Annotated in this window: 24 protein-coding genes; 16 read left to right on the top strand and 8 right to left on the bottom strand. The window is 67.1% G+C overall.

Annotation, left to right across the window (positions count from 1 at the left end; all coding sequences use genetic code 11):
• Nucleotides 1–65 precede the first annotated feature (65 nt).
• The 4 genes from LQV39_RS24495 (at nt 66) to LQV39_RS24480 (ending at nt 4,095) form a co-directional block, all read left to right on the top strand.
• Complete coding sequence (locus tag LQV39_RS24495) at nt 66–512, top strand: hypothetical protein (RefSeq protein ID WP_230029805.1); 447 nt, start codon at nt 66–68, stop codon at nt 510–512.
• Nucleotides 513–558: 46 nt separating this feature from the next.
• On the top strand, nt 559–1,740 hold the full coding sequence (locus LQV39_RS24490) for a tetratricopeptide repeat protein (protein ID WP_230029804.1): 1,182 nt from the start codon (nt 559–561) through the stop codon (nt 1,738–1,740).
• 100 nt (nt 1,741–1,840) lie between these two features.
• Nucleotides 1,841–3,166 carry a hypothetical protein gene (locus LQV39_RS24485; protein ID WP_230029803.1) on the top strand — a complete coding sequence of 442 codons (1,326 nt, stop codon included), beginning with the start codon at nt 1,841–1,843 and terminating at the stop codon, nt 3,164–3,166.
• Nucleotides 3,163–4,095, top strand: coding sequence for a diguanylate cyclase (locus tag LQV39_RS24480; RefSeq protein WP_230029802.1), 933 nt, complete (start codon nt 3,163–3,165; stop codon nt 4,093–4,095). Before LQV39_RS24485 ends, LQV39_RS24480 begins: the two co-directional genes overlap by 4 nt.
• A gap of 10 nt (nt 4,096–4,105) precedes the next feature.
• On the opposite strand, the gene LQV39_RS24475 is transcribed toward LQV39_RS24480, so the two are convergent.
• Nucleotides 4,106–4,906 carry a hypothetical protein gene (locus LQV39_RS24475; RefSeq protein WP_230029801.1) on the bottom strand — a complete coding sequence of 267 codons (801 nt, stop codon included), beginning with the start codon at nt 4,904–4,906 and terminating at the stop codon, nt 4,106–4,108.
• Nucleotides 4,907–5,160: 254 nt separating this feature from the next.
• Between LQV39_RS24475 and prsT the strand changes: the two genes are divergently transcribed.
• Entirely contained in the window at nt 5,161–7,974 is a 2,814-nt protein-coding gene (gene prsT, locus LQV39_RS24470) for an XrtA/PEP-CTERM system TPR-repeat protein PrsT (protein ID WP_230029800.1), read from the top strand.
• An 18-nt stretch (nt 7,975–7,992) separates the two neighbouring features.
• Here the strand turns inward: prsT and LQV39_RS24465 are convergent, their stop codons facing one another.
• A complete protein-coding gene (locus LQV39_RS24465) occupies nt 7,993–8,385 on the bottom strand; it encodes a hypothetical protein (RefSeq protein WP_230029799.1) in 393 nt (130 codons plus the stop codon).
• A gap of 66 nt (nt 8,386–8,451) precedes the next feature.
• Here LQV39_RS24465 and LQV39_RS24460 point away from each other — a divergent pair, with 66 nt between their 5' ends.
• From LQV39_RS24460 to LQV39_RS24450, 3 genes are read left to right on the top strand one after another with little or no spacing between them, the layout of a single operon-like run.
• Nucleotides 8,452–8,862, top strand: coding sequence for a secondary thiamine-phosphate synthase enzyme YjbQ (locus LQV39_RS24460; RefSeq protein ID WP_230029798.1), 411 nt, complete (start codon nt 8,452–8,454; stop codon nt 8,860–8,862).
• A gap of 57 nt (nt 8,863–8,919) precedes the next feature.
• Nucleotides 8,920–9,774 carry a protein phosphatase 2C domain-containing protein gene (locus tag LQV39_RS24455; RefSeq protein WP_230029797.1) on the top strand — a complete coding sequence of 285 codons (855 nt, stop codon included), beginning with the start codon at nt 8,920–8,922 and terminating at the stop codon, nt 9,772–9,774.
• Between the two features lie 13 nt (nt 9,775–9,787).
• Nucleotides 9,788–10,171: a nuclear transport factor 2 family protein gene (locus LQV39_RS24450; protein WP_230029796.1), complete on the top strand. Its 384-nt coding sequence runs from the start codon at nt 9,788–9,790 to the stop codon at nt 10,169–10,171.
• A gap of 6 nt (nt 10,172–10,177) precedes the next feature.
• Here the strand turns inward: LQV39_RS24450 and LQV39_RS24445 are convergent, their stop codons facing one another.
• Both LQV39_RS24445 and LQV39_RS24440 read right to left on the bottom strand, forming a co-directional pair.
• Complete coding sequence (locus LQV39_RS24445) at nt 10,178–11,797, bottom strand: FAD-dependent oxidoreductase (protein ID WP_230029795.1); 1,620 nt, start codon at nt 11,795–11,797, stop codon at nt 10,178–10,180.
• Nucleotides 11,797–13,377, bottom strand: coding sequence for a polyamine aminopropyltransferase (locus LQV39_RS24440; RefSeq protein WP_290368624.1), 1,581 nt, complete (start codon nt 13,375–13,377; stop codon nt 11,797–11,799). Before LQV39_RS24440 ends, LQV39_RS24445 begins: the two co-directional genes overlap by 1 nt.
• On the opposite strand from LQV39_RS24440, the gene LQV39_RS24435 reads away from it, so the two are divergent.
• From LQV39_RS24435 to LQV39_RS24405, 7 genes are all read left to right on the top strand, one after another.
• Nucleotides 13,367–13,753: a DUF350 domain-containing protein gene (locus tag LQV39_RS24435; RefSeq protein WP_230029793.1), complete on the top strand. Its 387-nt coding sequence runs from the start codon at nt 13,367–13,369 to the stop codon at nt 13,751–13,753. The two genes, LQV39_RS24440 and LQV39_RS24435, sit on opposite strands and share 11 nt — an antisense overlap.
• A gap of 63 nt (nt 13,754–13,816) precedes the next feature.
• The gene (locus LQV39_RS24430; RefSeq protein WP_230029792.1) at nt 13,817–14,854 is read left to right on the top strand and encodes an SPFH domain-containing protein; all 1,038 of its coding nucleotides are present in this window, start codon (nt 13,817–13,819) and stop codon (nt 14,852–14,854) included.
• Nucleotides 14,855–14,864: 10 nt separating this feature from the next.
• On the top strand, nt 14,865–16,316 hold the full coding sequence (locus tag LQV39_RS24425) for a DUF4178 domain-containing protein (protein WP_230029791.1): 1,452 nt from the start codon (nt 14,865–14,867) through the stop codon (nt 16,314–16,316).
• The gene (locus LQV39_RS24420; RefSeq protein ID WP_230029790.1) at nt 16,309–16,485 is read left to right on the top strand and encodes a hypothetical protein; all 177 of its coding nucleotides are present in this window, start codon (nt 16,309–16,311) and stop codon (nt 16,483–16,485) included. Before LQV39_RS24425 ends, LQV39_RS24420 begins: the two co-directional genes overlap by 8 nt.
• Complete coding sequence (speD, locus tag LQV39_RS24415) at nt 16,482–16,841, top strand: adenosylmethionine decarboxylase (protein WP_230029789.1); 360 nt, start codon at nt 16,482–16,484, stop codon at nt 16,839–16,841. The genes LQV39_RS24420 and speD overlap by 4 nt, the downstream gene beginning before the upstream one ends.
• Before the next feature lie 157 nt (nt 16,842–16,998).
• Entirely contained in the window at nt 16,999–17,157 is a 159-nt protein-coding gene (locus LQV39_RS24410; protein ID WP_230029788.1) for a hypothetical protein, read from the top strand.
• Between the two features lie 92 nt (nt 17,158–17,249).
• Nucleotides 17,250–17,576 (top strand): hypothetical protein, encoded by a 327-nt coding sequence (locus LQV39_RS24405; RefSeq protein ID WP_230029787.1) that lies wholly within the window; start codon nt 17,250–17,252, stop codon nt 17,574–17,576.
• Between the two features lie 17 nt (nt 17,577–17,593).
• On the opposite strand, the gene LQV39_RS24400 is transcribed toward LQV39_RS24405, so the two are convergent.
• The gene (locus tag LQV39_RS24400) at nt 17,594–18,031 is read right to left on the bottom strand and encodes a carboxymuconolactone decarboxylase family protein (protein WP_230029786.1); all 438 of its coding nucleotides are present in this window, start codon (nt 18,029–18,031) and stop codon (nt 17,594–17,596) included.
• 110 nt (nt 18,032–18,141) lie between these two features.
• Here LQV39_RS24400 and LQV39_RS24395 point away from each other — a divergent pair, with 110 nt between their 5' ends.
• On the top strand, nt 18,142–19,029 hold the full coding sequence (locus tag LQV39_RS24395) for an RNA polymerase sigma-70 factor (RefSeq protein WP_230029785.1): 888 nt from the start codon (nt 18,142–18,144) through the stop codon (nt 19,027–19,029).
• On the opposite strand, the gene LQV39_RS24390 is transcribed toward LQV39_RS24395, so the two are convergent.
• Genes LQV39_RS24390 through LQV39_RS24380 form a run of 3 tightly spaced genes read right to left on the bottom strand, consistent with a single transcriptional unit; the run spans nt 19,017 to nt 24,626 of the window.
• The gene (locus tag LQV39_RS24390) at nt 19,017–19,991 is read right to left on the bottom strand and encodes a LacI family DNA-binding transcriptional regulator (protein ID WP_230029784.1); all 975 of its coding nucleotides are present in this window, start codon (nt 19,989–19,991) and stop codon (nt 19,017–19,019) included. The two genes, LQV39_RS24395 and LQV39_RS24390, sit on opposite strands and share 13 nt — an antisense overlap.
• Nucleotide 19,992: 1 nt before the next feature.
• Complete coding sequence (locus tag LQV39_RS24385; protein WP_230029783.1) at nt 19,993–22,287, bottom strand: GH92 family glycosyl hydrolase; 2,295 nt, start codon at nt 22,285–22,287, stop codon at nt 19,993–19,995.
• Nucleotides 22,284–24,626, bottom strand: coding sequence for a GH92 family glycosyl hydrolase (locus tag LQV39_RS24380; protein ID WP_230029782.1), 2,343 nt, complete (start codon nt 24,624–24,626; stop codon nt 22,284–22,286). The genes LQV39_RS24385 and LQV39_RS24380 overlap by 4 nt, the downstream gene beginning before the upstream one ends.
• Nucleotides 24,627–24,842: the final 216 nt, after the last annotated feature.

Here is a 24,842-nt window from a genome sequence, read left to right as displayed (position 1 = left end):
TTGTGAGCATCTGGCCCTGCACTCCGGGTAGTATGACGAGCGTCAATCTACCGGAGTGCACTGCCATGCTGAACGTCGAAACCCTGGAGCGCTTTGAAACGACAAGCGACGAATGGCTGCGCCTGGGCGTGCGCATCGTCGTCACGGGGCGGGGCACCGCCAACAGCCAGGCCGTGCTGAAACAGGTGCTGGCGCTGTTCTGGCCAACGGCCGAGCTCTACGATTTTTATACGACGCCGTATCCGCGCCTGCCGGATGCGACCGTGCTGCGCGTTGCCTTCGACCTGCCGGCCTCCTTCGAGGGCGGCGTCAGCGGCATCGTGCAGACCATCGGCGGCGCCGGCTGGACCGTCGACATCTACGAAGACGGCGAACAGGCCGCCTGCTGGAAGCCGGAAGACGGCGCCCTGCGTCCGCTGTGCGACCATTTCCATTCGGCCGAGATCAACCTCATTCCTTCTTCGCATCTGGCGGATTTCCGCAAGGTGTCCGGACCGCGCCTGCAGCAGTAAGCCCCCGGATCGGTTAGCATCCGTGTTTTCGTCCAACGGAGACAGCATGCTACGCAAGATCCTGATGGCGGCCGCCATTTCGCTGGTCCTGCCCTTCGCCCACGCCGAAGCCGATCCCGCCTGCAGCGGCGCCTGCGCCAGCCTGGTCGGCGAGGGCCGTGTGCTGGCCGTGCAGGGCAAGCTGCAGGAAGCCATGGCCAAATTCAAGGCCGCTTCCGCAGCCGCGCCCAAGGCCTCGGCACCCCTCTCTGCCGCTGCCCATGCCTACCTGCTGATCGTCGATGCGGTCAAGCCCGAGCAGGCGCCGGCCGTCCGCAAGCAGGCCGAGGGCCTGGCGCGCGCGGCATTGCAACTGGCCGCCGACGATCCGCTGGCCCAGGAAGTGCTGCGCATGCTGGCCGATGCCACGCCTTCGCCGCTGCGCCTGCCGAGCCAGGCGGCGGCTGCGCCGCTGGGCGCGGCCGAGCAGCTGTTCGCCCAGCGCAAGTTCGCGGCGGCGCTGGAGAAATACGAGCAGGCGATGAAGCTGGATCCGCAGTACTCAGGCGCCTGGGTGGGCGCGGGCGATTGCTGGTACATGCAGCACGACTGGGCCAGGGCAGAAGCCATGTTCCGGCGCGCCACCGGGATCGAGCCGCGCAACGGCCAGGCCTGGCGCTTCCTGTCGGACGCCCTGTACGAACAGGGCAAACCGGCCGCCGCGGAGGATGCGCTGCTTTCCGGCATTGCCGCCGATCCTGCCCAGCTGCCCAGCTGGAACAAGCTGGCCGGCCTGCGTGCCCGCGCCGGCAAGCCGCTGAAACCATTGGCGCTGCGGCGCGGCGCCCGGGTCGGTGCCGGCGCCGACGGCAAGACCACCATCAGCATCGACGGCGACCTGCAGAAATCCTCATCGACGCCTGACAACGCGATCCGCCTGGCGCTGGCGATGGCCGAAGCGAACGCGCGCAAGCCCGCCGATGGCGCCAGGTCCAGCCCCTTCGAGGTCGAGCTGCAGGCCTGGCGCATGGCGCTCAAGGTGGCCGACGAGACCGCAGCCAGGGGCGCGGCGCCGATGAGCGATCCGGCCTTGCTGGCCATGCAGGGCCTGGCGCGCGACGGCCAGCTCGAGCCGGCCATCTTCGTCCTGCTGTACAAGGAAGCCCACCGTCCCGACTACGAGCGCTGGCTGGCCGCCCATCCGGATGGCGTCAAGGCCTTTATCGAGCGTTATGGGTTGCGGCCCTGAGATAGTGAACGTTGCGAACAGGACACATCTTTACGCGATTTAACTTTCGTCAATGCAATTCCGGTAACATCGTCGGCTCCGATTCGTTTGTGAGCCGACAATGCCGAACTTTACCGATGCGCTGGCCGACGCGCATGCCCTGATGGCCGATTCGCTGCGCCAGCTGAAGCGCCTGCAGGATATCGACCCCTACCTGATCGACCTGTCTCTGCGCGAGAACCCGGTGGGTTCCGGCATCGGCCAGACCCTGCAGGACAAGCTGCGCATCCTGCCGCAGCTGCGCGAATTCGGCATGCGCAACATCCACCTCGGCAGCCTCGATTATTCGCTGCCGGACGAGCCGGAAGTCGACGACGATTTCATGGCCTGGCTGCGCGATCACGACATCGACATGACTGGCTGCTTCGCCTTCACCGACATCGGCAAGGTGGATGCAGCAGGCGTGTTCCAGCCCTCGCCGTCGCAGCTGAAACTGCAGGCTTATACGGTGCCGAACACCCTGCACGAGGTCTACCTGAGCGACGCCGGCATGCTGGCCGTCTACGGCGCCGGCTACGGCATCGCCGAGCTGCGGCGCGACCTGCTGGCCAGCATCGCCTGGACGGCCGCCAACATCGCCGGCGACCATGGCGGCGCGCCGCGCATCCTGATCAACATCGTCGACGGCTGCGACGCCTTCGCGCAAAACCTGGAACGCACTTGCGGCATCCTGGAACTGCTGGTGGGCGAGGCGGCGGTGGAGGGCGTCAGCATCGAGGACGACCGCGGCACCTATTTCCCTTTCCAGGTCGGGACTTATGTTGCGATTGCGCGGCGCTTCATGGATCAGGCAAGCCCGCCGAAGAAGCTGCTGATGCACCTGCATGCCGGCGCCGGGGTCGAGAACGCGTCCGCGATCGAAGCCCTGCTGCGCGGCGCCGACGGTATCTGGGGCGGCCTGCCCAAGCAGGCGGCCATCATCGGCCATGCCTCGCTGGGTGAGCTGATCGCCAACCTGGTCCGCGCCGGCAACCCGCACATGCAGCAGTACCAGTTGCACAAGCTGCTGCCGCTGGCGACTTCGCTTGCCGAGCTGGACGCCGGCGCGCCGGTGCCGGACGACGTGCCGGTGCTGGGCCGCAACGCGTATCGCTTGACACTTGATTTCTTTCGCCAGACGGCGGACCGCTTCATGGACCTGCCGCCGGAGCGCATCGGCGGCAGCTACGGCTACCGTATCTGCCCGCTGGTCAGCGACACGCCGGTGATCGCCGGCCGCCTGGCCGAAGTCACCGGCGCGCCGGCCGCCGATTTTCCGGAGGCCGTGCTGACCCGGATGATCCGCCTGATGCGGCGCGAGCTGCGCGCCGGCCTGCGCATCGCCTACGACCGTCCCGAAGAACTGCTGGCGCTGTACGCACGCGCCTTGAAAGGGGAGGCGGCATGAACCCGTTGCCGAACGATCCCAACGTCTATCGCACCCTGCTCGAATCGACGAAGGCGATCCCCTGGAAGATCGACTGGGCGACGATGGAGTTCGCCTACATCGGCCCGCAGATCGAGCAGTTGCTGGGCTGGCGCCAGGACAGCTGGAAGACGGTCAACGACTGGGCCGCGCGCATCCACGAGGACGACCGCCAGAAGACCGTGGACTTCTGCGTCGCCCAGTCGATGCAGGGCGCCGACCACGAAGCCGATTACCGCGCGCTGACCGCCGACGGCGAGATGGTATGGATCCGCGACGTCGTGCACGTGGTGCGCAATCCCGACGGCAGCCCGCAGGCGCTGGTCGGCTTCATGTTCGACATCAGCGAGCGCAAGAAGGCCGAAGACAAGATCCTGCAGCTGCAGAAGGAACTGGAAGCGCTGTCCTACCAGGACTCGCTGACCATGGTGGCCAACCGCCGCATGTTCGACACCATCCTCGAGATGGAATGGACCAAGGCGCGCGTCACGGCCCAGCCGCTGTCGCTGGTGCTGCTCGATATCGACTTCTTCAAGGCCTACAACGACCGCCACGGCCACCCGCAGGGCGACGCTTGCCTGCGCCAGGTGGCCAGGGTGCTGGACGAGTCGGCCTCGCGCACGCGCGACCTGTGCGCGCGCCTTGGCGGCGAAGAGTTCGCGCTGCTGCTGCCGGCTACCGGCGCGCTGGCGGCGCAGGAAGTCGCGCGGCGCTGCCGCAAGCTGCTGGCGCAGGCCGCGATCCCGCATGGCGCGTCGATGGTGTCGGACTGGGTGAGCTGCAGCATGGGCGTGGGAACGATCGTCCCCGGCGCGCACGACAATGTGCGCGCTTTCATCGAGACGGTTGACCGGCGCCTGTATGACGCTAAGAACACTGGCCGCGACCGCATCGTCGGCGGTCCGGCCTGAGGAGGAAGATTTAAGCGGCTTGCGCGCGGCGGCGGCGGCGCGACAGGCCGAGCATCACCAGCCCGAGGCCGGTCAGCGGCAGGACGCCCGGCACGGGGACCAGGCTTACCTGGCCCTCGATCACGTCGTTCTGGCAGGTCTCGCCCCAGTGCATGGCCAGCGAGCTGTATTTCAGCAGGTCCGAGGTGGACGCCAGGGTGAGCGTGAACTTGATTTCCTTGTTCGCGGTGATGGTCCAGTTGCCGGTCATGCCGGTATTCTTCACGTTGGTGTTGTACTTGCTGGTGTTGACGGCGGTGGCCTGGCCGTTGCGGTAGTAGCAGGCGCTGCCCAGGCTGCAGCTCATGAACTTTTCGGAATCGATGACATTGGCGTCGTTGGTCCTCCCGTTCAATTGGTACAGCGTGAAGCTGCCGCCGGTATTGCTGTAGCGGTTGTCCAGCGCAAAGCCATAGGACCAAAGGGTGCCGTTGTTGTCGTTGTCGCTGGCGTGGTGGGCGTCGGTGCCGAAGGGGTTCCAGGTCTGGGCCAGGAACAGGTCGCCGTAGCCGATGCCGCCCTGCGTCATATTCGCATCCATGCCGGCGTGGCCGGCAAAGCTGGTGGCGATCGCGATGGTCAGCACGTTGCCGACGCGGGTGATGGTGGCGCCCTGGATATCGTAGGTGCTGCCGCCGATCACGTCGCCGTAGCCGTGGCTGTCCGAGCCCCAATAGGCATTGACGCCAGTGTCGCTGATGCCGCCCGCACGGGCGCTCATGGCAGCGAACAGCGCGATGGCGCCAAGGACAAACTTGAGTGCTTTTTTCACGGATCCCCCGGTGACCTGGTTTTTATCTTTGCTCAAGCATTAATCATGCCACAGATTAACTTTACTTGTAAATCAGGCACTTGGCCACCGGTTAAGTTGTCCCATGTACGCAACTGTAAAGTTTTCCGTCACTGGACGCCGGCTTCGGCGCGTGGCAGCGAAGATTCAGTCCGGAAATTTTGCTTGCCTGGCCGAGGATGCCGCCCCGACAATACGCTTTTGATTTAGAGCGCCGGTCCCTACGGCGATTGGCCATGCCTGCTTCCATCACACCTACCCGACGGTTTTCTTCGATGCCGGCCTTGCTGGCAGCCTTGCTGCTGCCGGTAGTGCTGACCGCCTGTCAGGGCGAATCCGGCCCCGAACTGCGTGCGAAGGCCGAGGCATTCCGCCAGCGCGGCGACCAGCACAGCGCCGTGATCATGCTGAAGAACGCGATCGAGAAGGAGCCGCGTAACGCCGAGATCCGCTACCTGCTGGCCGCAACGTATTACGACCTGGGCGACGGCCTGACGGCCGAGAAGGAAGCGCGGCTGGCGCTGCAGCAGGGCTATCCGAAGGAAGCCGCGCTGGCGCTGCTGGCGCGGTCGCTGAACCTGCAGGCCGAGTACCAGAAGGCGCTGGACCAGACCGGCGCCGACGAGGATGCCCGCGGCGCGCTGCTGGCGCCGCGCGCCGACGCCTGGCTGGCCCTCGACAAGCAGGACCGCGCCCGCGGCCTGTACGAAAAAGCGCTGCAGCAGCGCCCGAACGACAGCGCGGCGATGATCGGCATGGGCCGCGTGGCCTTCCTGAACGGCGACGCGGCCGGAGCGCACGCCTGGGCCGCGCGCATCCTGGCGCACGATCCGAAGCAGATCGACGCGCTGATGTTCGAAGCCGAGCTACTGCGCGCGGAGAACAAGGGCGCGCAGGCCTTCGACATCTACGACAAGGTGCTGGCGCTGCAGCCCCAGCACCGCTCGGCCCACGTCGAGAAGGCCTACACGGCGATCGGCCTGGAGCGCTTCCAGATGGCCCAGGCCGAGCTGGATGCCGCCCTGAAGCTGGCGCCCGGCAGCGTGCTGGTGGCCTATACCCAGGCGCTGCTCGATTTTTCCCGCGGGCGCGTCCAGGAGTCGCACGACTCGCTGCTCAAGGTGCTGCGCGTGGCGCCGGAACACATGCCCAGCGTGCTGCTGGCCGGCGTGGTCAACATGCGCCTCGGTTCCTACTACCTGGCCGAACATCACTTCCGCCATTACCTCGAACGCACGCCGGGCAACCTGTACGCGCGCAAGATGCTGGCCGCCAGCTTGCTGGGCAGTGGCCACAGCCGCGAAGCGCGCGAAGCGCTGGAGCCGATGCTGATCAATCCCGAGGCCAGCGGCTACAAGGATGCCCAGCTGCTGGCGCTGGCCGGCGAATCGTCGATGCGCTCGCGCGACTTCAATGCGGCGACCGAGTTGTTCGAGAAGGCCAGCGCGCTCGATCCCGACTCGAGCAGCCTGCGCACCTCGCTCGGCCTGTCGCGCCTGGAGAAGGGCGACACCGCGCGCGCCATCCGTGAACTGCAGGCGGCCATTTCGCTGGACCGCGATTCGGCGGAAGCGGCGGTGGCGCTGATCCGCACCGAGCTGCGCCTGCAGCACTTCGACGCCGCCGGCCAGGCGGTGCAGGCATTGGAGCGGGTGCAGCCGGAAAACGCGGTGGTCCACGAACTGAAAGGCCTGGTAGCGATCGCGCGCCGCGAGCCGGCGAAGGCGCGCGCCGCCCTGCAGCACGCGCTGGCGATCGACCCGACTTATTTTGCGGCGGCGGCCGACCTGGCCCAGCTGGCGCTGGACGAAAAGCATCCGGACCAGGCGCGCCAGCAGATGGCCGGCTTCCTGGCGAAGAACAAGGCCAGCGTGCCGGCGCTGACGATGCTGGCCTCGCTGGCAGAGGCCGACCGCAAGCCCGAGGAGGCCACGCGCTGGCTGGAGCAGGCCGCGGCCGTCGATCCGAACGCGGTCGGCCCCGCCGTCAACCTGATCGGCCAGTACCTGCGCGTGAGCCAGCCGGAAAAGGCCCTCAAGCTGGCGCGTACCCTGCAGGTGGGACATCCGGACAATCCGGACCTGCTCGACCTGCTGGGCAAGAGCCAGCTGGCGAACGGCGAACGCGCCGAGGCGCTGGAAACCTACCGCAAGCTGTCCTTCGCGCTGCCGCGCTCGGCGCAGGCGCAGATGCAGGTGGCGGCGCTGTCGCTGGTGCTGAACCAGCCGGTGCAGGCCGAGGAGGCGCTGAAGGGCGCGCTGGCGATCCAGCCCGACTTCCCCGCCGCCCAGGTGGCGCTGGCCGAACTGTATGTGCGCAAGGGCTCGCGCGATATCGCCCTGATCGTGGCCGAGCAGCTGCAGCGCAAGCACCCGGACGCGGCGGCCGGCTACCAGCTGCAGGGCGACATCCTGATGTCCAAGCGCCAGGCGGCCCAGGCGCTGGCGCTGTACGAGCGCGCCTTCAAGCTCAACCCGGTCAACGAGCTGGCGATCAAGATCGACGACGCGCTGCGCCAGGCCGGCCGCCGCGACGAAGCCGTGCAGCGCTTCGAGTACTGGCTGGCGGCGCATCCGGACGACGTGCGCGCCCAGGCCTACAAGGCCCAGACCTGCATGGCGGAGGGCGACTTCAGGCAGGCGGCGGCGCGCCTCGAAGGGGTGCTCAAGCGCCAGCCCGGCAACGCGGTGGCGCTCAACAACCTGGCCCTGGCTTACCAGGAACTGGGTGACGCGCGCGCGCAGGCGACCGCGGAAGCGGCCTACCGGCAGGCCGGCGAACAGCCTGACGTGATGGACACCCTGGCCTGGATCCTGGTCGAGAAGGGCGCGACCAAGGCCGACGGCGCGCGCGGCCTGATGCTGCTGCAGAAGGCCCACGCGCTGGCGCCCAAGGCGCGCGATATCCGCTACCACCTGGCGGCGGCGATGGCCAAGACCGGCGACCGCGCCGGCGCGCGCAAGGAGCTGGAAGCCCTGGCGGCTGGCGACATGCGCTTCGCCCAGGCGGAGCAGGCGCGCGGCTTGCTGGCGCAGCTGCAGCGCGACTGACGCGTCAGATTAGCCCGGTCACCGTGAGGCGCTAATGTCTTCGCATGCAAGCCGACAGGGCTTCAGCGCCACCGAGCGGCCCTCGACGGCGATGCCGGCGTCGAGGCGCAGGCGGTCGAGCCGGTAGACGATATCGGCAAGATCGGCCTCGGTGGCGCCGTCTTCGAAAACCAGTTCCGCTTCGGCCAGGCGGTGCGTCGCCGTGGTGACCATGTTTTTCACGCGCGCGACGTCGCGCAGGCTGCGTGCCAGCGGTTCGGCCACGGCTTCCTGGATGCGCTCGGCCGACATCTCGTCGAGATCGTAGCGGATCGCCACCACGGTGGCGGGCGCCGGCGCAGCGGGCGCGGGAGATCCCGGCCCAGCCAGCAGGGCGGCGGCGAACAGCGACTGCGTCAGCATCATGTGCATGGCATGGCTCCGGGCGGGGAAGGCCGCGTTGGCGGCGGCGTCGCGCCGATGATAAGCTGAGACGCCATGACTTACCAGACCATCCTCGAATTCAAGACTGCCGGGCGCGGCACCACGGACATCACGGACGCCGTCGCCGATGCGGTGGCCGCGTCCGGGCTGCGCGTCGGCCTGGCCCACCTGTTCGTGCAGCACACCAGCTGCTCGCTGACCATCACCGAAAACGCCGACCCCGACGTGCGGCGCGACCTCGAGACCATCATGGCGCGCCTGGCGCCGGACGGCTCCCCCGCCTACCGCCACGATGCCGAAGGCCCGGACGACATGGCGGCACATGCGCGCAGCATGCTGACGGCCACTTCCCTGAGCGTGCCTGTCGGCGGCGGACGCCTGCTGCTGGGCACCTGGCAGGGCATCTACCTGTGGGAGCACCGGACTGCGCCGCACCGTCGCCGGGTGGTTCTGACCGTCCTTTAACATTCCAGATGGAAATTGCCCTATTATTAAGGCAATGGTTTCTGGAGTGATAGTGGAATGAGTTGGACATCAGTGTCCTCGGCCGCCGCAGGGCACGCCAACGAGGATCATGCAGTGGTATTCGAGCAGGGCGGCCTGGCGGACATCGTGGTGCTGGACGGCGCCAGTTCGGTGGCGCAGCAGGATTACATAGGCAGTGAGGACGGCGACGTCGCCTGGTTCGTGCGGCGTTTCAGCGCCGCCTTCGGCCGCTCGCTGGCGGCGCGCGCATCGCAGGAGCAGGCGGTGCGCAGCGCGGTGGATGCGGTGCGCGCCGAATTCGAGGACCGCACCGCCGGCCTGGCCGTGCCGGTGCATGCCTGGCCGATCGCGGCCATGACCTGGGTGCGCATCATGCCGCTGGGCGCCGCGTCGGAGCTGATCGTGTACTGCCTGGGCGACTGCAAGGCCCTGCTGCGCCGTACCGACGGCAGCGTGCAGGACCTGGACCCGTGGACCAATCCGCAGGAAGCCGTGGTGCGGGACGCCATCGCCGCGCTGGTGCGCGAAGGCATACACGATCCGGCTGTGCGGCGCGAGCGCCTGCTGCCCATGCTCAGGCGCCGCCGCGAGGAGCAGAACACGGCCTTGCCGCCGCAAAGCCTGTGCCTGGCGCCGGCCGGGCCGTTCGGCGCGCGCCGTTACGCGGCGCGTGCCGGACAGGGCGCGACGCTGCTGGTGATGACCGATGGTTTTTACCGGCTGGTGGATGCCTATGGCCTCTACACCGACGCCAGCCTGCTGCAGGCTTGCGCGGAGCGCGGCCTGGCGCCGCTGCTGGCCGAATTACGGGCGCACGAGCAGGCATCCGGCGGCGCCGGCCTGGCCGTCAAACAGGCCGACGATGCCTCGGCCGTGATGTGGCAGTTTTAAGGGAGGAGGACCCATGATCGACGAAAGGCGGAAGGACCTGATCGCGCGCTACCTGGCGGCCTACAATGCGTTCGACATCGAGGCCATGCTGGCCCAGCTCGACCCGGCGGTCCGCTTCGAGAATTTTTCTGGCGGCCAGCTGACCGCGGAGACCAGCGGCATCGACGCCTTCCGCGCGCTGGCGGAGCAATCGAAGGGCATGTTCTCGGAACGCGAGCAGCGGGTGACGGACCTGGCGCTGGACGGCGATACCGTGGTGGCGGACATCGCCTGGCGCGGCCGGCTTGCGGCCGACGTGCCGGACGGCCCGCCGGCCGGGACCCTGCTCGAAATGACGGGACGCTCCGAATTCAACTTCGGCGCGGGCGGCATCACGAAGATCGTGGACAGAAGCTGAGCGCGGCTAGGCCGCACCGCCCAGCGCCCGGCCGGCCGCGAGGATGCCCCACCAGGCGGCTTCCTCGAACACCGAGAAGCCCGACAGGTCGGCATGCGCGAACAGGATGGGGCCATCCGCCTCGCGCAGGGCGCGCGCGCCGGCATTGCTGCGAAAGCCGGGCAGCGGCGCTGCCATCGCATGGCCGCGCAGGGTGATCTCGACCCGCTCGACGCAGGGCGCGAAGGTCCAGCCATAGGCCGTCTTCAGGTCGCGGCCGGCGGCTTCGACCAGTTCGTCCGGGCTCGCCTTCATCATCCATTTGCGCGCTGCGTCGGGCGTGCGGTCGGACAGCGCCAGGTAGGCCGAGAACACGGTCTTTTCCGGCGGCGCAACGCGGATATCCTGGTGGGTCGACACCACATAGCCCAGGCCCGGTTCCTGGTAGACCACGTTGTCCCAGGACAGCGGCGCATGCGGCAGCTCGCGCGGAAAATCCTTCATCAGGAAGTTGGCGACGATCCAGGGCGCGTAGGCGGGCGTATCGCGGCGGGCGTCGAAGCCCAGTTCGCCTATTCCCTCGACCACGCGGGACGCGACGTAGAGCGGCATCGCGACGATGGCCTTGCGCGCCCGCACCAGGTAGCTGCGCGCCACGCCGTTCTTCAACGTGAAGCACAGCGCCTCGACCTTGTCGCCATTGCGCCTGAGCTTTACCACGGTGCCGGTATGGCGCTTCACACCGGAGCGCTCCGCCATCGCTGTGGCCAGCGGCGCCAGGCCTCCCGGCCAGGTCAGCCAGGCGCCGTTGCCGGCATTCGCGGCCTTGCCCCAGCGGCTGCAGTAGTAGTGCAGGCCGGCCCAGGCCGAAACCTTGTCGTAGCGGGTGCCGTAGTCGTCGCGGCAGCAGTAGTTCAGGTACCAGTGCAGGGTCGGCGCGCGGTAGCCTTCGCGCTCCAGCCACTGCTTCAGGGTGATGGCGTCGAGCCGGCGCCATTCCGGGTCTTCGGACGACATCACGGTCGGGAACACGAAGATGCGCCGCCCGTCCGTGCCGCGGAGTAGCCGCAGGCGCTCGACCTCGGCGAAGAAGCGGCGGTGTTCAAGCAGTTCCCAGGCCGGGACACCCTCGGTCGGCAGAAAGCCGTCCTGCCAGGCGCCATTGAACAGCAGGCGTTCTTCCGGTCCGTGCAGGATGAAGCGCTCGTCGTAGGTCGGCTGCTCGGCAAAGGGATCGCGCTGGATGATGCCGAGGTCGGCCAGGATTTCGCGCACATGGGTCGATTCGGGCGAAGGCAGCGGCAGGTAGTGGGCGCCGGTCGGGTAGGCCAGGTCACCGAAGTGCCCACCGGCCGCATTGCCGTCCGGTTGCGGGCCGTCGACCATCAGGAAATCGTGATGGCCTTCACGCGCCAGTTTCCAGGCCGCGGACAGGCCGGCGATGCCGGAACCGAGGATGGCGACATCGGTCTCGATGACTTGCGAGGGCGGCGGCACGGCGTGGCGGTCGCGCAGGTAGTGGCCTTCGGCGCGGCCGACGTAGTTCAGGCTCGAAGGAATCTCCTGCCAGCGCGCGAAGCCGAGGGCGCTGGCGCCGGCGGCCAGCCCGGCGGCGCCGGCGGTGCGGATGAAGCTGCGGCGGTCCATCAGCGGATCACGTTACGCCAGTCGTGCTCGAACTCGCGCACCAGCGACTGGGTATTCAGGCGGTTCGGCGCCATGCTCTGGCGCTGCATGTCGGGCGGGAAGGCGAACATCTCGCGCGTGGTGTCGGCGTTGAGGAAGCGCATCGGCAGCCCATAGCTGGCGGGCGGCGTGTAGCCCTCGCGCTTTGATGCGAGAATGAAGCCCCATTCGCCGAAAGAAGGAACATAGGCGTGGTAGGGCCGGGTGTGCAGGCCGACCTCGCGCAGGGTGGCATCGATGGTCCAGTAGGCGTGCGGGGCGAAGAAGGGCGAGGTCGACTGCACGACGATCAGGCCGTTCTCCGCCACATGCTTCTTCAGCATGCCGTAGAAGGGCACCGAGTACAGCTTGCCGAGGGCGAAGCTGGACGGATCCGGGAAGTCGACGATGGCGGCGTCGAACATGGCGTCGGCGTGCTGCAGCCAGATGGCGGCATCGGCGTTGACCACCTTGACGCGTGGGTCGGAGAAGGAATGCCTGTTCAGCGCCGCCAGTTCCGGGCGCGTGGTGAAGGCGCGCGTCATGGCGGGGTCGAGGTCGACCAGGGTGACCTGTTTGATGTTCGGGTAGCGCAGGATCTCGCGCAGGGCCAGGCCGTCGCCGCCGCCCAGCACCAGCACGCTGCGCGCCCACGGCAGGCTGGCCAGCGCCGGGTGCACCAGCGCCTCGTGGTAGCGGTATTCGTCGCGCGAGGAGAATTGCAGGTTGCCGTTGATGTAGAGGCGCAGGTCGTCTTTCCAGCGCGTGATCACCAGGCGCTGGTAGGGCGTGCTGGTGGAGTAGACGACTTCGTCGCCGAACAGGCCGTGCTCGCCCCAGGCGACCATGCGCTCGGACAGGCCGAAGCCCAGCGCCAGCACGAACAGCACGGCGCCGGCGCGCAGCGCGCGGCCCAGCACATTCGTCAGCTCCCTGCGGAAGGTATGCAGGGTCCAGCAGGCCACGCCGATATTCAGCATCCCGAACAGGAAGCCGGTGCGCACCAGGCCCAGTTGCGGCGCCAGCACCAGCGGGAACAGCAGGGACACGGCCAGCGCGCCCAGGTAGTCGAAGGTCAGCACCCGGCTCACCAGTTCCGAGAACTCGGTCTGGCGCGCGTTCAGGGCGCGCATCACCAGCGGCACTTCCATCCCGACCAGCATCCCGATCAGGAACACCAGCACGTAGAGCAGGGTACGGAAGGGGGCGCTCATCCATGAGAAAGTCATGAACAGCAGGGCCGCCGACACGCCGCCGATCAGGCCGACGGCCAGCTCGATGTCGATGAAGCGCTCCAGCACGGCCTCGTCCTTGACGTACTTCGAAAAGTGGGCGCCGACGCCCATCGCGAACAGATAGCAGCCGATAATGGTCGAAAACTGAAGAATGGAGTCGCCCAGCAGGTAGCTCGACAGGGCGCCGGCAATCAGTTCATAGGCCAGGCCGCAAGAAGCGACAACGAATACCGACAGGATCAGAATTTTTTTGGTCATTACTGCTCTTTGCGCTAAGATGCTTTTTGTCTCTTTGACTATTTCTTGGGAGAATAGTTTGCCCGCCATCCTAAACTATCTGCTGCATCTTTTTACGGCTGTCGCACTGGTTTTGGCATTTTTTGTCGTGTACACGCGCGTGACGCCGTATGACGAAGTGCTGCTGGTCCGCCAGGGGAATGCGGCGGCCGCGCTGTCGCTGGGCGGCAGCCTGCTGGGCTTTTCGGCGACCATCGCTTCCAGCCTGGTGCACACCATGGATTATTACCAGTTCGCGGGCTGGGCCTTCGGCGCCCTGGTCGTGCAGCTGCTCGTGTATGTCATTGCCACCCGACTGCTGCGCATGGCCAAGGACCAGATCGAAGCCAACAACTGCGCCTTCGGCGGTTTGCTGGGCGCGATCTCGCTGTCGATCGGCGTCATCAACGCAGGTTGCATATCTTAATCATGGGGACAGGGCCCGAATCATACGCTTGGGCTCTGTCCTCATCTGACTAAAGAGGTTGTCATGTCTCTTGGCTCATTCATCAAAAAGCAGTTTATTGACGTCATCCAGTGGAACGAGGACAGCGAAGGCGTGCTCGCCTGGCGCTTCCCGATGCAGGATTTCGAAATCCAGAACGGCGCCCAGCTGGTGGTGCGCGAGTCGCAGGTGGCGGTATTCGTCAACGAAGGCCGGATCGCCGACGTGTTCACGCCCGGCACTTTCACCCTGAACACCCGCACGCTGCCGGTTCTCACCAACCTGATGAACTGGGACAAGCTGTTCGATTCCCCGTTCAAGTCGGACGTCTACTTCTTCAGCACCCGCGTGCAGACCGGCCGTAAATGGGGCACGCCGCAGCCGATCACGATCCGCGACAAGGACTTCGACATGGTCCGCGTGCGCGCCTTCGGCATGTTCTCCTACCGCGTGCAGGACCCGCGCCGCTTCTTCACCGAGATCAGCGGCACGCGCGACGCCTACACCCGCGAGCAGGTCGAGGACCAGCTGCGCGGCATCATGCTGGCGACGATGGCGACCTCGCTCGGCTCCTCGCAGGTGGCCTTCCTCGACATGGCCGCCAACCAGGCGCTGATGGCGCAGCAGGTGCGCCGCGACCTGGGTAATGCCTTCGCGCGCTACGGCATCGAGCTGGACGAGTTCAACGTCGCCAGCGTCAGCCTGCCGGAAGAACTGCAGGCAGCGCTGGACGAACGGATCTCCGCGGGCATGAAGAGCACCCTGTCGCAAAGCCAGATGGGCACCTACACCCAGTTCCAGGTCGCCAGCAGCATCCCGCTGGCAGCGCAGAACGAGGGCGGCGTGGCCGGCATCGGCGCCGGCGTGGGCGCCGGGATGGCGGTCGGCCAGGCCATGGCCCAGGGCCTGGGCGGGGCTTTCTCGCCGCCCGCAAGCCCGGCCGCGGCGGCGGCGGCCACGCCGGCAGGCGAGTCGATCGAGGACCGCCTCGGCAAGCTCAAGGGTCTGCTCGACAAGGGCCTGATCTCGCAGGCCGACTACGACGGCACCAAGGCCGAACTGCTGAAAAAGCTGATCGGCTAAGCCAGGACGCATGCAGACCGTTTCTTGCCCAAGCTGCGGCGCGCCGCTCGCCTTCAAATCGCACGCTTCCGTGATGGCGGTGTGCGAGTTCTGCCGCGCCACCGTGGTCAAGGACGCCGGCTCGGTGCGTGACCTCGGCAAGATGTCGGAGGTGCTGGAAGACTATTCGCCGATCCAGATCGGCACGGCCGGCAGCGTTGGCGGCCGCACGTTCACGGTGGTCGGCCGTATCCAGCTGCGCTACGCGAGCGGCATCTGGAACGAATGGTTCCTGCTGTTCGACGACGGTTCCAACGGCTGGCTGGGCGACTCGTCCGGGCTGTACGTGATCACCACCGAGCGGCCGCTGGAAGGGTCTTATCCCGCCTTCGAGATGATCCGGCCCGGCCGCGAAGTCGAGCTGGAGACCGGTGCTTTCATCGCGGCCGAGAAGCGCGTCGCGCGCTGCATCGGCGGCCAGGGCGAGCTGCCGTTCCGGGTCGGCGAAGGCTGGGAAGCGCGGGTCGCCGACCTGCGCCAGGGCCGTGCCTTCGTCACCCTCGATTATTCGGACGGCGAGAAGCCCGTGCTGTATGGCGGCAGCTCTGTCACCCTCGAGCAGATGGACTGCCAGCTGCTGCGCGACGACGAAGCGATCATGGCCAGCGCCGGCAAGTACCGCGGCAAGGCCTCGTCGCTGTCCTGCCCCCAGTGCGGTACATCGATCAATTACATCCCCGGCGTGACCGCCAACGTGATCTGCCAGAACTGCCGTTCGGAGCTGGACGCCGCCACGCCCGCCGTGCAGGTGCTGAAAGCGGGCGACGCTGCCGCCGCCCAGCACCGCTTCACCATCCCGCTCGGCAGCAGCGCCACCATCGTCGGCCGCCAGGTCCAGGTGCTAGGCGCCATGCTGCGCGCCGACGACGAGGGCAACCAATGGAGCGAATACCTGCTGTTCAATCCGCGCGCCGGCTTTTCCTGGCTGGTCGAGACGGATGAAGGCTGGTGGCGCGCGGACGTGATGGACGACTGGCCGGCGGCGGCCGGTTCATCGGCGGTGCGCCTGGACGGCGCCGCCTACACCCATTTATACGATTACACGGCGACGGTCGAGCTGGCGCTCGGCGCTTTCAACTGGAAGGTGGCGGCCGGGGACACCGTGCGCGTGTCCGAATACCAGCAGGGCCAGACCCGGCTGGCGGCCGAGCTGAGCCCCGAGGAATTCACCTGGTCGCGTTCGACGCGGGTCAGCGCCGACCAGGTGCGGGCGTGGTTCGGCCTCAGCGCCAAGGCGGTGCCGTCGCCGCTGGAGCCGGCCGGCGCCGGCGCCACGGTGGGCGCGCAATCCGGCAAATTCCTGCTCTGGCTGTGCTGCCTGAACATCGTGCCGCTGGTCGTCAACTTCGGCGGCGCCGCGCCCTGGCTCCTCATCGGCCTGCTGGCCCTCGTGCTGCCGCCCCGGTTCGTCAAGAATGAATAAGTACTTCTTCTATGCACTGTTCGTGACCATCGTCACCACCTTCGCCTGCTGGGTGAGCATGATCAATACCGCCAGCGGCTCGGGCCGCAGCGGCAGCAGCTGGAGTTCGGGCTCGCACGGCACCGGCAGTTACGGCGGCGGCTATTCCGGTGGAGGCGGCCACAAATGAACGGCGCCTTCCAGGCCGCTGGGACCCATCTGCTGGCCGACCTGCACGGCATCCCGGCGGGGCCGCTGCACGACGTTCTGGCCATCGAGGCCCTGCTGCGCGGCGCCGCGGAGGCGGCCGGCGCGCGCATCCTGCACGGCCATTTTCACGCCTTCGGCCCGGAGCAGGGCGTGACCGGCGTGCTGCTGCTGGCTGAATCGCATATTTCGATCCACACCTGGCCGGAAGCCGGCTTTGCCGCCGTCGACATCTTCATGTGCGGCGCCGCGCGCCCTCAGCTGGCGCTCGCGCATATCGAACAGGCTCTGCGCCCCCAGACGAAGCAGGTGCGCGCCGTCGCGCGCGGCCTGGCCTGATCGCCCGGACGCAGCCGGCAGGCAAGGGCTGTTGCGAGCGGGCGACACCGAAGCATGCGCCAAAACAATGGATCTGGATATGCTGAACCATTCGTGTCGTGGGTTTAAGCGCAGGCGTATTATGATTTCGTAATTCAATGCACATGAAAGGGCTGTCATGAATCACGATAAAGGCGTCCGCCTCTCACGTTTGTCGCAGCAGAAGCAGCGCGCGCGCCGTGTCCGCATCGGCGTCGTGCTGGTGCTGTGCGCGCTGCCGGTGGCAATGGCCCTGGCCAGGACCGGCCTGAACCTGGTCCACACCGCGCCGCTCTGAGCGCCCATCCGCGCCGACGCGACTTTTCTTCCGAACCGTACTATGATGTCAAGACAACACATCATCCGTCCAGGAAAGAAGGAGACCACGCCATGCGCGCAATGAACAATCACGACGATGCCCAGAACCAGGGCGCACTTGCCAAAAGCCTGGGCCGGGTCTTGCTGGGCACGGGCGCGATCCTGATGATCCCGCTGGTGGCCATGCGCTTCACCCGCGAGGTGAACTGGGACGTGTTCGATTTCCTCGTCGCCGGCGTCTTGCTGGCCGGCATCGGCAGCCTCTACGTCCTGCTCACCCGCAAGCTGCGCACCGCGACCCAGCGCCGCGCCATCGGCGGCGGCCTGCTGCTGACCCTCCTGCTGACCTGGGCGGAGCTGGCCGTCGGCATCTTCGGCAGCCCGATCGCCGGCAGCTGAGCCGCGCGCGCCATTTCTTACACTGCCGGCTGCAGGCCGAAACCCACGGCCAGCCGGTTCCAGCTGTTGATGGCCGAGATGGCCAGGCCCAGGTCGACCATCTCGCGCTCGCTGAAATGCTCCTTCAAGGCCGCAAAATCCGCCTCCAGCGCCGGCTGCCGGGACAGGCGCGTCAACGCTTCGGTCCAGGCCAGCGCAGCGCGCTCGCGCGGGCTGAAGAAGGGCGTCTCGCGCCACACGGCCACCGCGTAAAGGCGGCGCTCGGACTCGCCGGCCGCGCGCGCATCCTTGGCGTGCATGTCGACGCAGTAGCCGCAGCCGTTGATCTGGGAGGCGCGAAGCTTGACCAGTTCGAGCAGGCTGTGTTCGAGTCCGGATTCGCGCAGGTAGTTTTCGACGCCCAGCAGGGCTTTGTAGGCGGCGGGCGAGGCTTTGGCAAAATCGAGGCGTTGCATGGTGTGCTCCTTCAGTTTGGTTGGCTTACCATGCTTAGTCGAACGGGGACGCCGTTTTGTGACAATCCCCGCCGCTGTCACGAAACGCGGCCCGGGCTCGTCTAATCTTCATGGACACACAAACCGACATTTTCCAAGCCCTGCGCCCGCGCCTGTTCGGCATCGCCTACCGCATGCTGGGCGTGCGCGCCGACGCCGAGGACATCGTGCAGGAAGCCTGGCTGCGCTGGCAGCATGGCGGCGGCGACGGAGCCCGCATCCCCGAGGCCTGGCTGGTGACCGTGGTGACGCGCCTGAGCATCGACCGCCTGCGCGGCGCCATGGCCGAGCGCGAGCGCTACGTCGGCCCCTGGCTGCCGGAGCCCCTGATCGATGATGCGGCGCCTACGCCCGAAGCGGCGCTCGAAGCGGCCGGCGACATCTCCACGGCTTTCCTCCTGATGCTGGAGCGGCTCGGTCCCGAGGAGCGCGCCGTCTTCCTGCTGCACCAGGTGTTCGAGTTCGAGTACGGCGAAGTGGCGGCGATGGTCGGCAAGACCGAGGCGGCCTGCCGCAAGATCCTGCAGCGGGCGCGCGAGCGGGTGCGCGCCGGGCGCCCGCGCTTCGAGGTCGGCCGCGAACAGCACCTGGCGCTGCTGGCCAGGTTCATCGAGGCGTCGCGCTCGGGCGTGCCGGCGCGCGTGCAGGAACTCTTGACGGCGGACGCCACCTACATGGGCGATGGCGGCGGCAAGGCGAAGACCACGGTGCGGGCGGTGCTGGGTGCGGACCGGGTGGCGCGCCTGGTGGCGGGCATCGAACGCAAATGGCAGGGCGAGGGCCGCCACGAGCTGATCCGGGTGAACGGCGGACCCGGCCTGCTGACCTGGCGCAACGGGCGACCGGACTCGGTTACCTCGCTGGACGTGCGCGAGGGCCGCATCGCCGCCATCTACGTGGTGCGCAATCCCGACAAGCTGGGGGCGCTGGCCGGCCTGCGCAGCGCTCAGTCGTCGTAGCTGCTCTCGCGCACGATCAGCTGCACCGGCAGGGTCGATTCGGCGGTCTGCTTTTCGAGCAGGAGTTCGACCCCCGCGGCGCCCAGCGCTTCCTTGTCGATGGCGATGCTGGACAGCGGCGGGATGGCCTGGGCGGCGGCGCTGATGTCGTCGAAGCCGACGATGGCGATATCGGACGGCACCTTCAGGCCGGCGTCCAGGCAGGTCTGCATGGCCGTCAGCGCGGTGCTGTCGTTGTAGCAGAAGAGCGCGTCCGGGCGCGGCTTCAGGGCCAGCAGGCGCCGGGTCGCCTCGCGCACGCCTTCCGCCGGGTCGCCGCTGGTGGGAACGTGGACTTCGAGCTCCGGGTCGGCCAGCATGCGCGCATCGAACAGGGCTTTGCGGTAGCCGCGCGCGCGCTGGTGGATGCTGAAGTGGGCCAGCGAGCCGGAGATCATGGCGATGCGCCGCCGGCCGGTGCGGATCAGATGACGCGTGGCCAAATAGCCGCCCAGGTGGTGGTCCGGATTGATCGAGCTGAAGCCGGGCAGGTGCATGTCGACCAGCACCAGCGGCTTGCCGCTGTCGCGCAGCACGGCCACCAGCTCCGGTTCGAAATAGCCGGCGCACAGGATGGCGTCCGGCTGCTGGGCGCGCAGCAGTTCGGCCACCGGTTCGGCCGGGTTCACGACGTAGAAGGACAGCGCCACCCCGGCGCGCCGGCAGGCCTGTTCCGCGCCTTGCAGCACCGGCGAATAGAAGGGGCTGGACGACAGGGTCTTGTGCTGCTGGTGCAGCAGGAAGGCGATGCGGCGGATCGCGCCCAGGCGCAGGCGGCCGAAGTCATAGCCCAGCTCGCGCGCGGTGGAGAGGATGCGCGCGCGGGTCGGCTCGCCCAGCCCGGGCTGGTTCTTCAGCGCGCGCGACACTGTGCCGATCGAGCAGTTGGCGGCGCGCGCGAGGTCGCGGATCGTGACCGTCATTTCATTGCTTCTCCTCCGCGGCGGTCGAGAAGGAGTAGGGCGCGTCTTCTTCCTTCGTGCCGCGGGTCTGGTTGGGCTTGTCCGACATGCTGAAGTCCAGCTTCGCGCCGCGCATCAGTTCCGCATGGCTGACCCAGTTGCGTTCTACCTTCTTGCCGTCGATGCGCAGGGCATCCACGTAGCGCCGCGCATCGCTGTTGCCGGGCGCCTTGATCGTGACCTGGCGGCCGTTTTCGAGGTGCAGGACGGCTTCCGGGAACAGCGGCGCACCCAGCGCGTATTGCGGGCGGCTCGGCGTGACCGGGTAGAAGCCCAGGCTGGAGAACACGTACCAGGCCGAGGTCTGGCCATTGTCCTCGTCGCCGCAATAGCCGTCCGGGGTGGCGCGGTACAGCCGGTTCATCACCTCGCGTGCCCAGTACTGGGTCTTCCAGGGCGCGCCGGCGTAGTCGTACAGGTAGATCATGTGCTGGATCGGCTGGTTGCCGTGGGCGTACTGGCCCATGCCGGCAATCTGCATTTCGCGGATTTCGTGGATCACCTGCCCATAGTAGCTGTCGTCGAACACCGGGGGCAAGCTCCATACCGCGTCCAGCTTGCCGACGAAGGCCTTGCGGCCGCCCATCAGCTGGACCAGGCCGGCCACGTCGTGGAACACCGACCAGGTGTAATGCCAGCTGTTCCCCTCGGTGAAGGCGTCGCCCCACTTGAACGGATTGAAAGGCGCCTGGAAGCTGCCGTCGCGGTTCTTCCCGCGCATGAGGCCCGTCTCCGGGTCGAACAGCTTGCGGTAGTTGCGGGCGCGCTCGGCGTAGATGGCTATCTCCGACTGCGGCTTGCCGAGCGCCTTGCCGAGCTGGTAGATGGCGAAGTCGTCATAGGCGTATTCCAGGGTGCGGGCGGCGTTCTCCTTGATGCCGGAATCGTAGGGCACGTAGCCGAGGCGATTGTAGTCTTCGACGCCGGCGCGGCCGACGGCCTCCATCGGCCCGGCATTGTTGGCGCCGTGGACCAGGGCCTGCCACAGGGTCTCGATGTCGTAGCCGCGCAGGCCCTTCAGCCAGGCTTCCGCCACCACCGAGGCCGAATTATTGCCGACCATGACGTTGGCGTAGCCGGGGCTGGACCATTCGGGCAGCCAGCCGCCTTCCTTGAAGTCGTTGGCCAGGCCTTCCTGCATTTCCTTGTTCACCGACGGATACATCAGGTTCAGGAAGGGATACAGGGCGCGGAAGGTGTCCCAGAAGCCGGTGCCGGCGAACATCCGTCCCGGCAGGACCTTGCCGTTGTAGGGGCTCCAGTGGACAGGCTTGCCGTCGGCGTCCAGTTCGTAGATCTTGTTCGGGAATTGCACCATGCGGTACAGGCTCGAATAGAAGGTGCGCTGCTGGTCGATGCTGCCGCCCTTGACCTCCGCGCGGCCCAGCACTTCGTTCCAGCGTTTGGCGGCCCTGGCGCGGGTGGCTTCGAAATCGTCGCCGCCGATCTCGCGGGCCAGGTTGCGCTCGGCCTGCTCCAGGCTGATGAAGGAAGAGGCGACGCGGGCGGCGACCTTCTCGCCGTCGCGGGTCGCGAAGCCGACGATGGCGCCGGCGTGCTGCACCTCCGCCTCCTGGGCGCCCGCGATCAGCTTGTCGCCGTCCCAGACTTCGGCGGACGTGAAAGGCTTGTCGAACTGGATCACGAACCAGTTGCGGAAGCCCGGCATCGGCTTGCCCGCGTGGCGGGTCGAATAGCCGACGATCTTGCGCTCGGCCGGGATCAGTTTGACGAAGGAACCCTTGTCGAGGGCGTCGATCACGACCCAGGCCTGGTCCGTCTTCGGGAAGGTGAAGCGGAACTGGGCCGCGCGCTCGGTCGGCGTAAGTTCGGTGGTGACGTCGCTGTCGGCCAGGTAGACGCGGTAGTAATCCGGCTTGGCCAGCTCCGCCTTGTGCGAGAACCAGCTGGCGCGATCGTCCTGGGTGAAGCGCTTCTTGCCCGTCAGCGGCATGATGGCGAACTGGCCGTAGTCGTTCATCCAGGGCGAGGGCTGGTGGGTCTGCTTGAAGCCGCGGATGCGGTCGGCGTCATAGGTATAGGCCCAGCCGTTGCCCATCTTGCCGGTCTGCGGGGTCCAGTAATTCATGCCCCAGGGGATGCCGACCGAGGGATAGGTATTCCCGTTCGAGAGCTCCGGCTTGCTGGCCGTGCCCATCAGCGGATTGACGTAATCCAGCGGCGCGTGGTCGAGCGGCGCGGCCTGGGCGGCAAGGGCGGCGAGGCCGAAGGCGGCGGTGAAGACGAGTCGTTTCATTGGTAGGCCGTTTGCGTGTAGGGACGGGCACTCTTCGCCTTGCCCCAGTTGTGGTTCGGTGCGGCCTGCATGGTGAACACGAGTTCACCGCCAGCCAGGATGTCTTCGTGGCGCAGGTAGCTGCGTTCGAACGGCTTGCCGTTCAGGGTGACGCTACCGACGTAGCCGTTGGCGTCCGACAGATTCAGGGCGCGCACCGTGAAGCGCTTGCCGTTCGGGAGATTCAGCGTGGCGCGCTCGACGAAGGGGCGGCCGATCACGTACTCGTTGGTCCCCGGCGCCACCGGATAGAAGCCCATCGCGGTGAAGGCCAGCCAGGCCGAGGTCTGGCCCAGGTCGTCGTTGCCGGCCAGGCCGTCCGGCGCATCCTTGTACTGGCTGGCGACGATCTGCGCCAGGCGGCCCTGGGTCTTCCAGGGCGCGCCGGCGTAGTTGTACAGGTAGGCCACATGGTGCGAAGGTTCGTTGCCGTGGGCGTAGTGGCCGATCAGGCCCGAGATGTCCTCCATGTGGGCATAGACGTTGGCGTCGATCTTCGCATCGAAGACCTGGTCGATCTTGTTCACCAGGCCGGCATCGCCGCCCAAAAATTTCACCAGCCCCGCATTATCGTGCGGCATATACCAGGAATACTGCCAGGCGCTGCCCTCGGTATAGTCGCTGCCGAAGTTCGACTGCACGGGGTTGAAAGGCGTGCGGAATTCGCCGGTCGACTTGCGCGCGCGGACGAAGCCGGTCTTCGGATCGAACACGTTGCGCCAGTTCTGCGCGCGCTTGTAGAAGCGATCGGCGATATCCTTTTTGCCCATCTTCTCGGCCATGCGCGCAATGGTCCAGTCGTCGAAGGCATACTCCACGGTCTTGGACGCCGCTTCCGGCTCGAGGTCGATCGGCACGTAGCCGTACTTCATGTAGTGCTGCAGGCCGCCGTAGGGGCCGTACTCTGCGCTGGCCGTCATCGCCTTCAAGGCCTGCTCGGGGTCGAAGCCGCGGATGCCCTTCATGTAGGCGTCGGCGATCACCGGCACCGCGTGGTAGCCGATCATGCACCAGGTCTCCAGCCCGGCAAACTGCCACACCGGCAGGATTCCGTAGGGGCTGGCCTGCTGCGAGGCGATCAGCGAGCGCACGAAGTCGGCGTTGCGCTGCTCCGGCTGGATCAGGGTCAGCAGCGGATGCAGGGCGCGGTAGGTGTCCCACAGCGAGAAGGTCGAGTGGAAGCGGAAGCCGTCGGCCTGGTGCACCTGGTTGTCCGGGCCGCGGTATTTGCCGTCGCGGTCCATGAACAGGCTGGGCGCCAGCAGGCTGTGATACAGGCTGGTGTAGACCATGCGCTTCATCGGCGCAGGAGCATCGATGTCGACCGCGCCCAGCGCCTGTTCCCAGGCCTCGTGCGCGCGTTTGCGTTCGGCGTCGAAGTCCCAGCCCGGCATCTCGTCCAGGTTGGCCAGGGCGCCATCCTCGCTGACGGCGGACACCGCCACCTTGACCATCAGCGGGGCTTCGCCGATCTGGCCGAAGTCGAGCGCGGCCTCCAGCGCCTTGCCCTCGACCAGGACCTTCTCGGCCGGGTTCTTGCCGGGCGAAGCGAAGCCGCGGTATTCGACGCCTTCCTCGCGGTTCATCAGCTGGTGGCCGTGCAGGGGGCGCGAGAAGCGGATCGCGAAGTAGAGCTGGCGGCCGGGCGCCCAGCCGCGCGTTTCGCGCATGCCGGTAATCGTGTCCTGGCCGCGTAGCCGCAGGCGCGACCACAGGTTCTTGCCGTTCCAGTCGTAGATGCTGGAGCGCAGGTCGAGCACCACGCGTGCTTCCGCGCCGGGCTTGAAGCGGTAGCGGTGCAGGCCGACACGCTCGCTGGCGGTCAGTTCGACGTCGACTTCGTTGTCGAGCAGCCTGACGGCGTAATAGCCCGGTTCCGCACGTTCGTCCTTGTGCGAGAAGCGCGAGCGGTAGCCGCTGAAGGGGCGCTCCGGGTAGCCCGGCTCGAGTTTCAGTTCGCCGCTCGTGGGCATCAGGAGCACGTCGCCGAGGTCGGAGTGGCCGGCGCCGGAGAAGTGGGTGTGCGAGAAGCCGAGGATGGAATCGTCCTCGTAGCGGTAGCCGGCGGCCCAGGGGTAGCTCTGCTTGAAATGGCGGACCTGGGTGTCGGGGCTCAGCTGGATCATGCCGAAGGGGCGGGTGGCCCCGGGGAAGGTGTGGCCGTCGCCGCCGGTGCCGACGAAGACGTTGACTTCGGCGGTTCTGGCGCTCGGCGCCGTGGCGGGCTGGGCTCGTGCAATGCCGGCGCACAGCAGGCCGGCGGCCAGGCAGATGGCCGTCAGATGTTTTTGTTTACCCATGGTGTCTCCTTGGTGTAATTCAGGAAACATAGCCTGAAACTTATCAAGCAGCAATAGCACTTCGGCCCAGCCCATGCTGTTTATAGTGTTTACTAAACAAAATCGCAGGTGCATGGAGATGCGCGCTGCCATATGTCGGAAGCATGGGCGGAATCCGGAACGCGAAAGCCTGGCATCGCCGCCCGGAGGGTGTATTCTTGCCCTTAACGGGCACAG

The sequence above is a fragment of the Massilia sp. Bi118 genome (assembly GCF_918697865.1).
GTDB lineage: Bacteria > Pseudomonadota > Gammaproteobacteria > Burkholderiales > Burkholderiaceae_D > Telluria.
Note: the sequence above shows the minus strand (reverse complement) of the source record. Positions and strands in the feature narration are given on the sequence as shown.

Coding starts and splice junctions, on each gene's coding strand:
- LQV39_RS24425 (WP_230029791.1), top strand. CDS start 14,865: ATGCAGACCGTTTCTTGCCCAAGCTGCGGCGCGCCGCTCGCCTTCAAA.
- LQV39_RS24460 (WP_230029798.1), top strand. CDS start 8,452: ATGACTTACCAGACCATCCTCGAATTCAAGACTGCCGGGCGCGGCACC.
- LQV39_RS24380 (WP_230029782.1), bottom strand. CDS start 24,626: ATGGGTAAACAAAAACATCTGACGGCCATCTGCCTGGCCGCCGGCCTG.
- speD (WP_230029789.1), top strand. CDS start 16,482: ATGAACGGCGCCTTCCAGGCCGCTGGGACCCATCTGCTGGCCGACCTG.
- LQV39_RS24410 (WP_230029788.1), top strand. CDS start 16,999: ATGAATCACGATAAAGGCGTCCGCCTCTCACGTTTGTCGCAGCAGAAG.
- prsT (WP_230029800.1), top strand. CDS start 5,161: ATGCCTGCTTCCATCACACCTACCCGACGGTTTTCTTCGATGCCGGCC.
- LQV39_RS24430 (WP_230029792.1), top strand. CDS start 13,817: ATGTCTCTTGGCTCATTCATCAAAAAGCAGTTTATTGACGTCATCCAG.
- LQV39_RS24465 (WP_230029799.1), bottom strand. CDS start 8,385: ATGCACATGATGCTGACGCAGTCGCTGTTCGCCGCCGCCCTGCTGGCT.
- LQV39_RS24420 (WP_230029790.1), top strand. CDS start 16,309: ATGAATAAGTACTTCTTCTATGCACTGTTCGTGACCATCGTCACCACC.
- LQV39_RS24490 (WP_230029804.1), top strand. CDS start 559: ATGCTACGCAAGATCCTGATGGCGGCCGCCATTTCGCTGGTCCTGCCC.
- LQV39_RS24405 (WP_230029787.1), top strand. CDS start 17,250: ATGCGCGCAATGAACAATCACGACGATGCCCAGAACCAGGGCGCACTT.
- LQV39_RS24480 (WP_230029802.1), top strand. CDS start 3,163: ATGAACCCGTTGCCGAACGATCCCAACGTCTATCGCACCCTGCTCGAA.
- LQV39_RS24455 (WP_230029797.1), top strand. CDS start 8,920: ATGAGTTGGACATCAGTGTCCTCGGCCGCCGCAGGGCACGCCAACGAG.
- LQV39_RS24440 (WP_290368624.1), bottom strand. CDS start 13,377: ATGGCGGGCAAACTATTCTCCCAAGAAATAGTCAAAGAGACAAAAAGC.
- LQV39_RS24495 (WP_230029805.1), top strand. CDS start 66: ATGCTGAACGTCGAAACCCTGGAGCGCTTTGAAACGACAAGCGACGAA.
- LQV39_RS24485 (WP_230029803.1), top strand. CDS start 1,841: ATGCCGAACTTTACCGATGCGCTGGCCGACGCGCATGCCCTGATGGCC.
- LQV39_RS24385 (WP_230029783.1), bottom strand. CDS start 22,287: ATGAAACGACTCGTCTTCACCGCCGCCTTCGGCCTCGCCGCCCTTGCC.
- LQV39_RS24445 (WP_230029795.1), bottom strand. CDS start 11,797: ATGGACCGCCGCAGCTTCATCCGCACCGCCGGCGCCGCCGGGCTGGCC.
- LQV39_RS24390 (WP_230029784.1), bottom strand. CDS start 19,991: ATGACGGTCACGATCCGCGACCTCGCGCGCGCCGCCAACTGCTCGATC.
- LQV39_RS24395 (WP_230029785.1), top strand. CDS start 18,142: ATGGACACACAAACCGACATTTTCCAAGCCCTGCGCCCGCGCCTGTTC.
- LQV39_RS24400 (WP_230029786.1), bottom strand. CDS start 18,031: ATGCAACGCCTCGATTTTGCCAAAGCCTCGCCCGCCGCCTACAAAGCC.
- LQV39_RS24450 (WP_230029796.1), top strand. CDS start 9,788: ATGATCGACGAAAGGCGGAAGGACCTGATCGCGCGCTACCTGGCGGCC.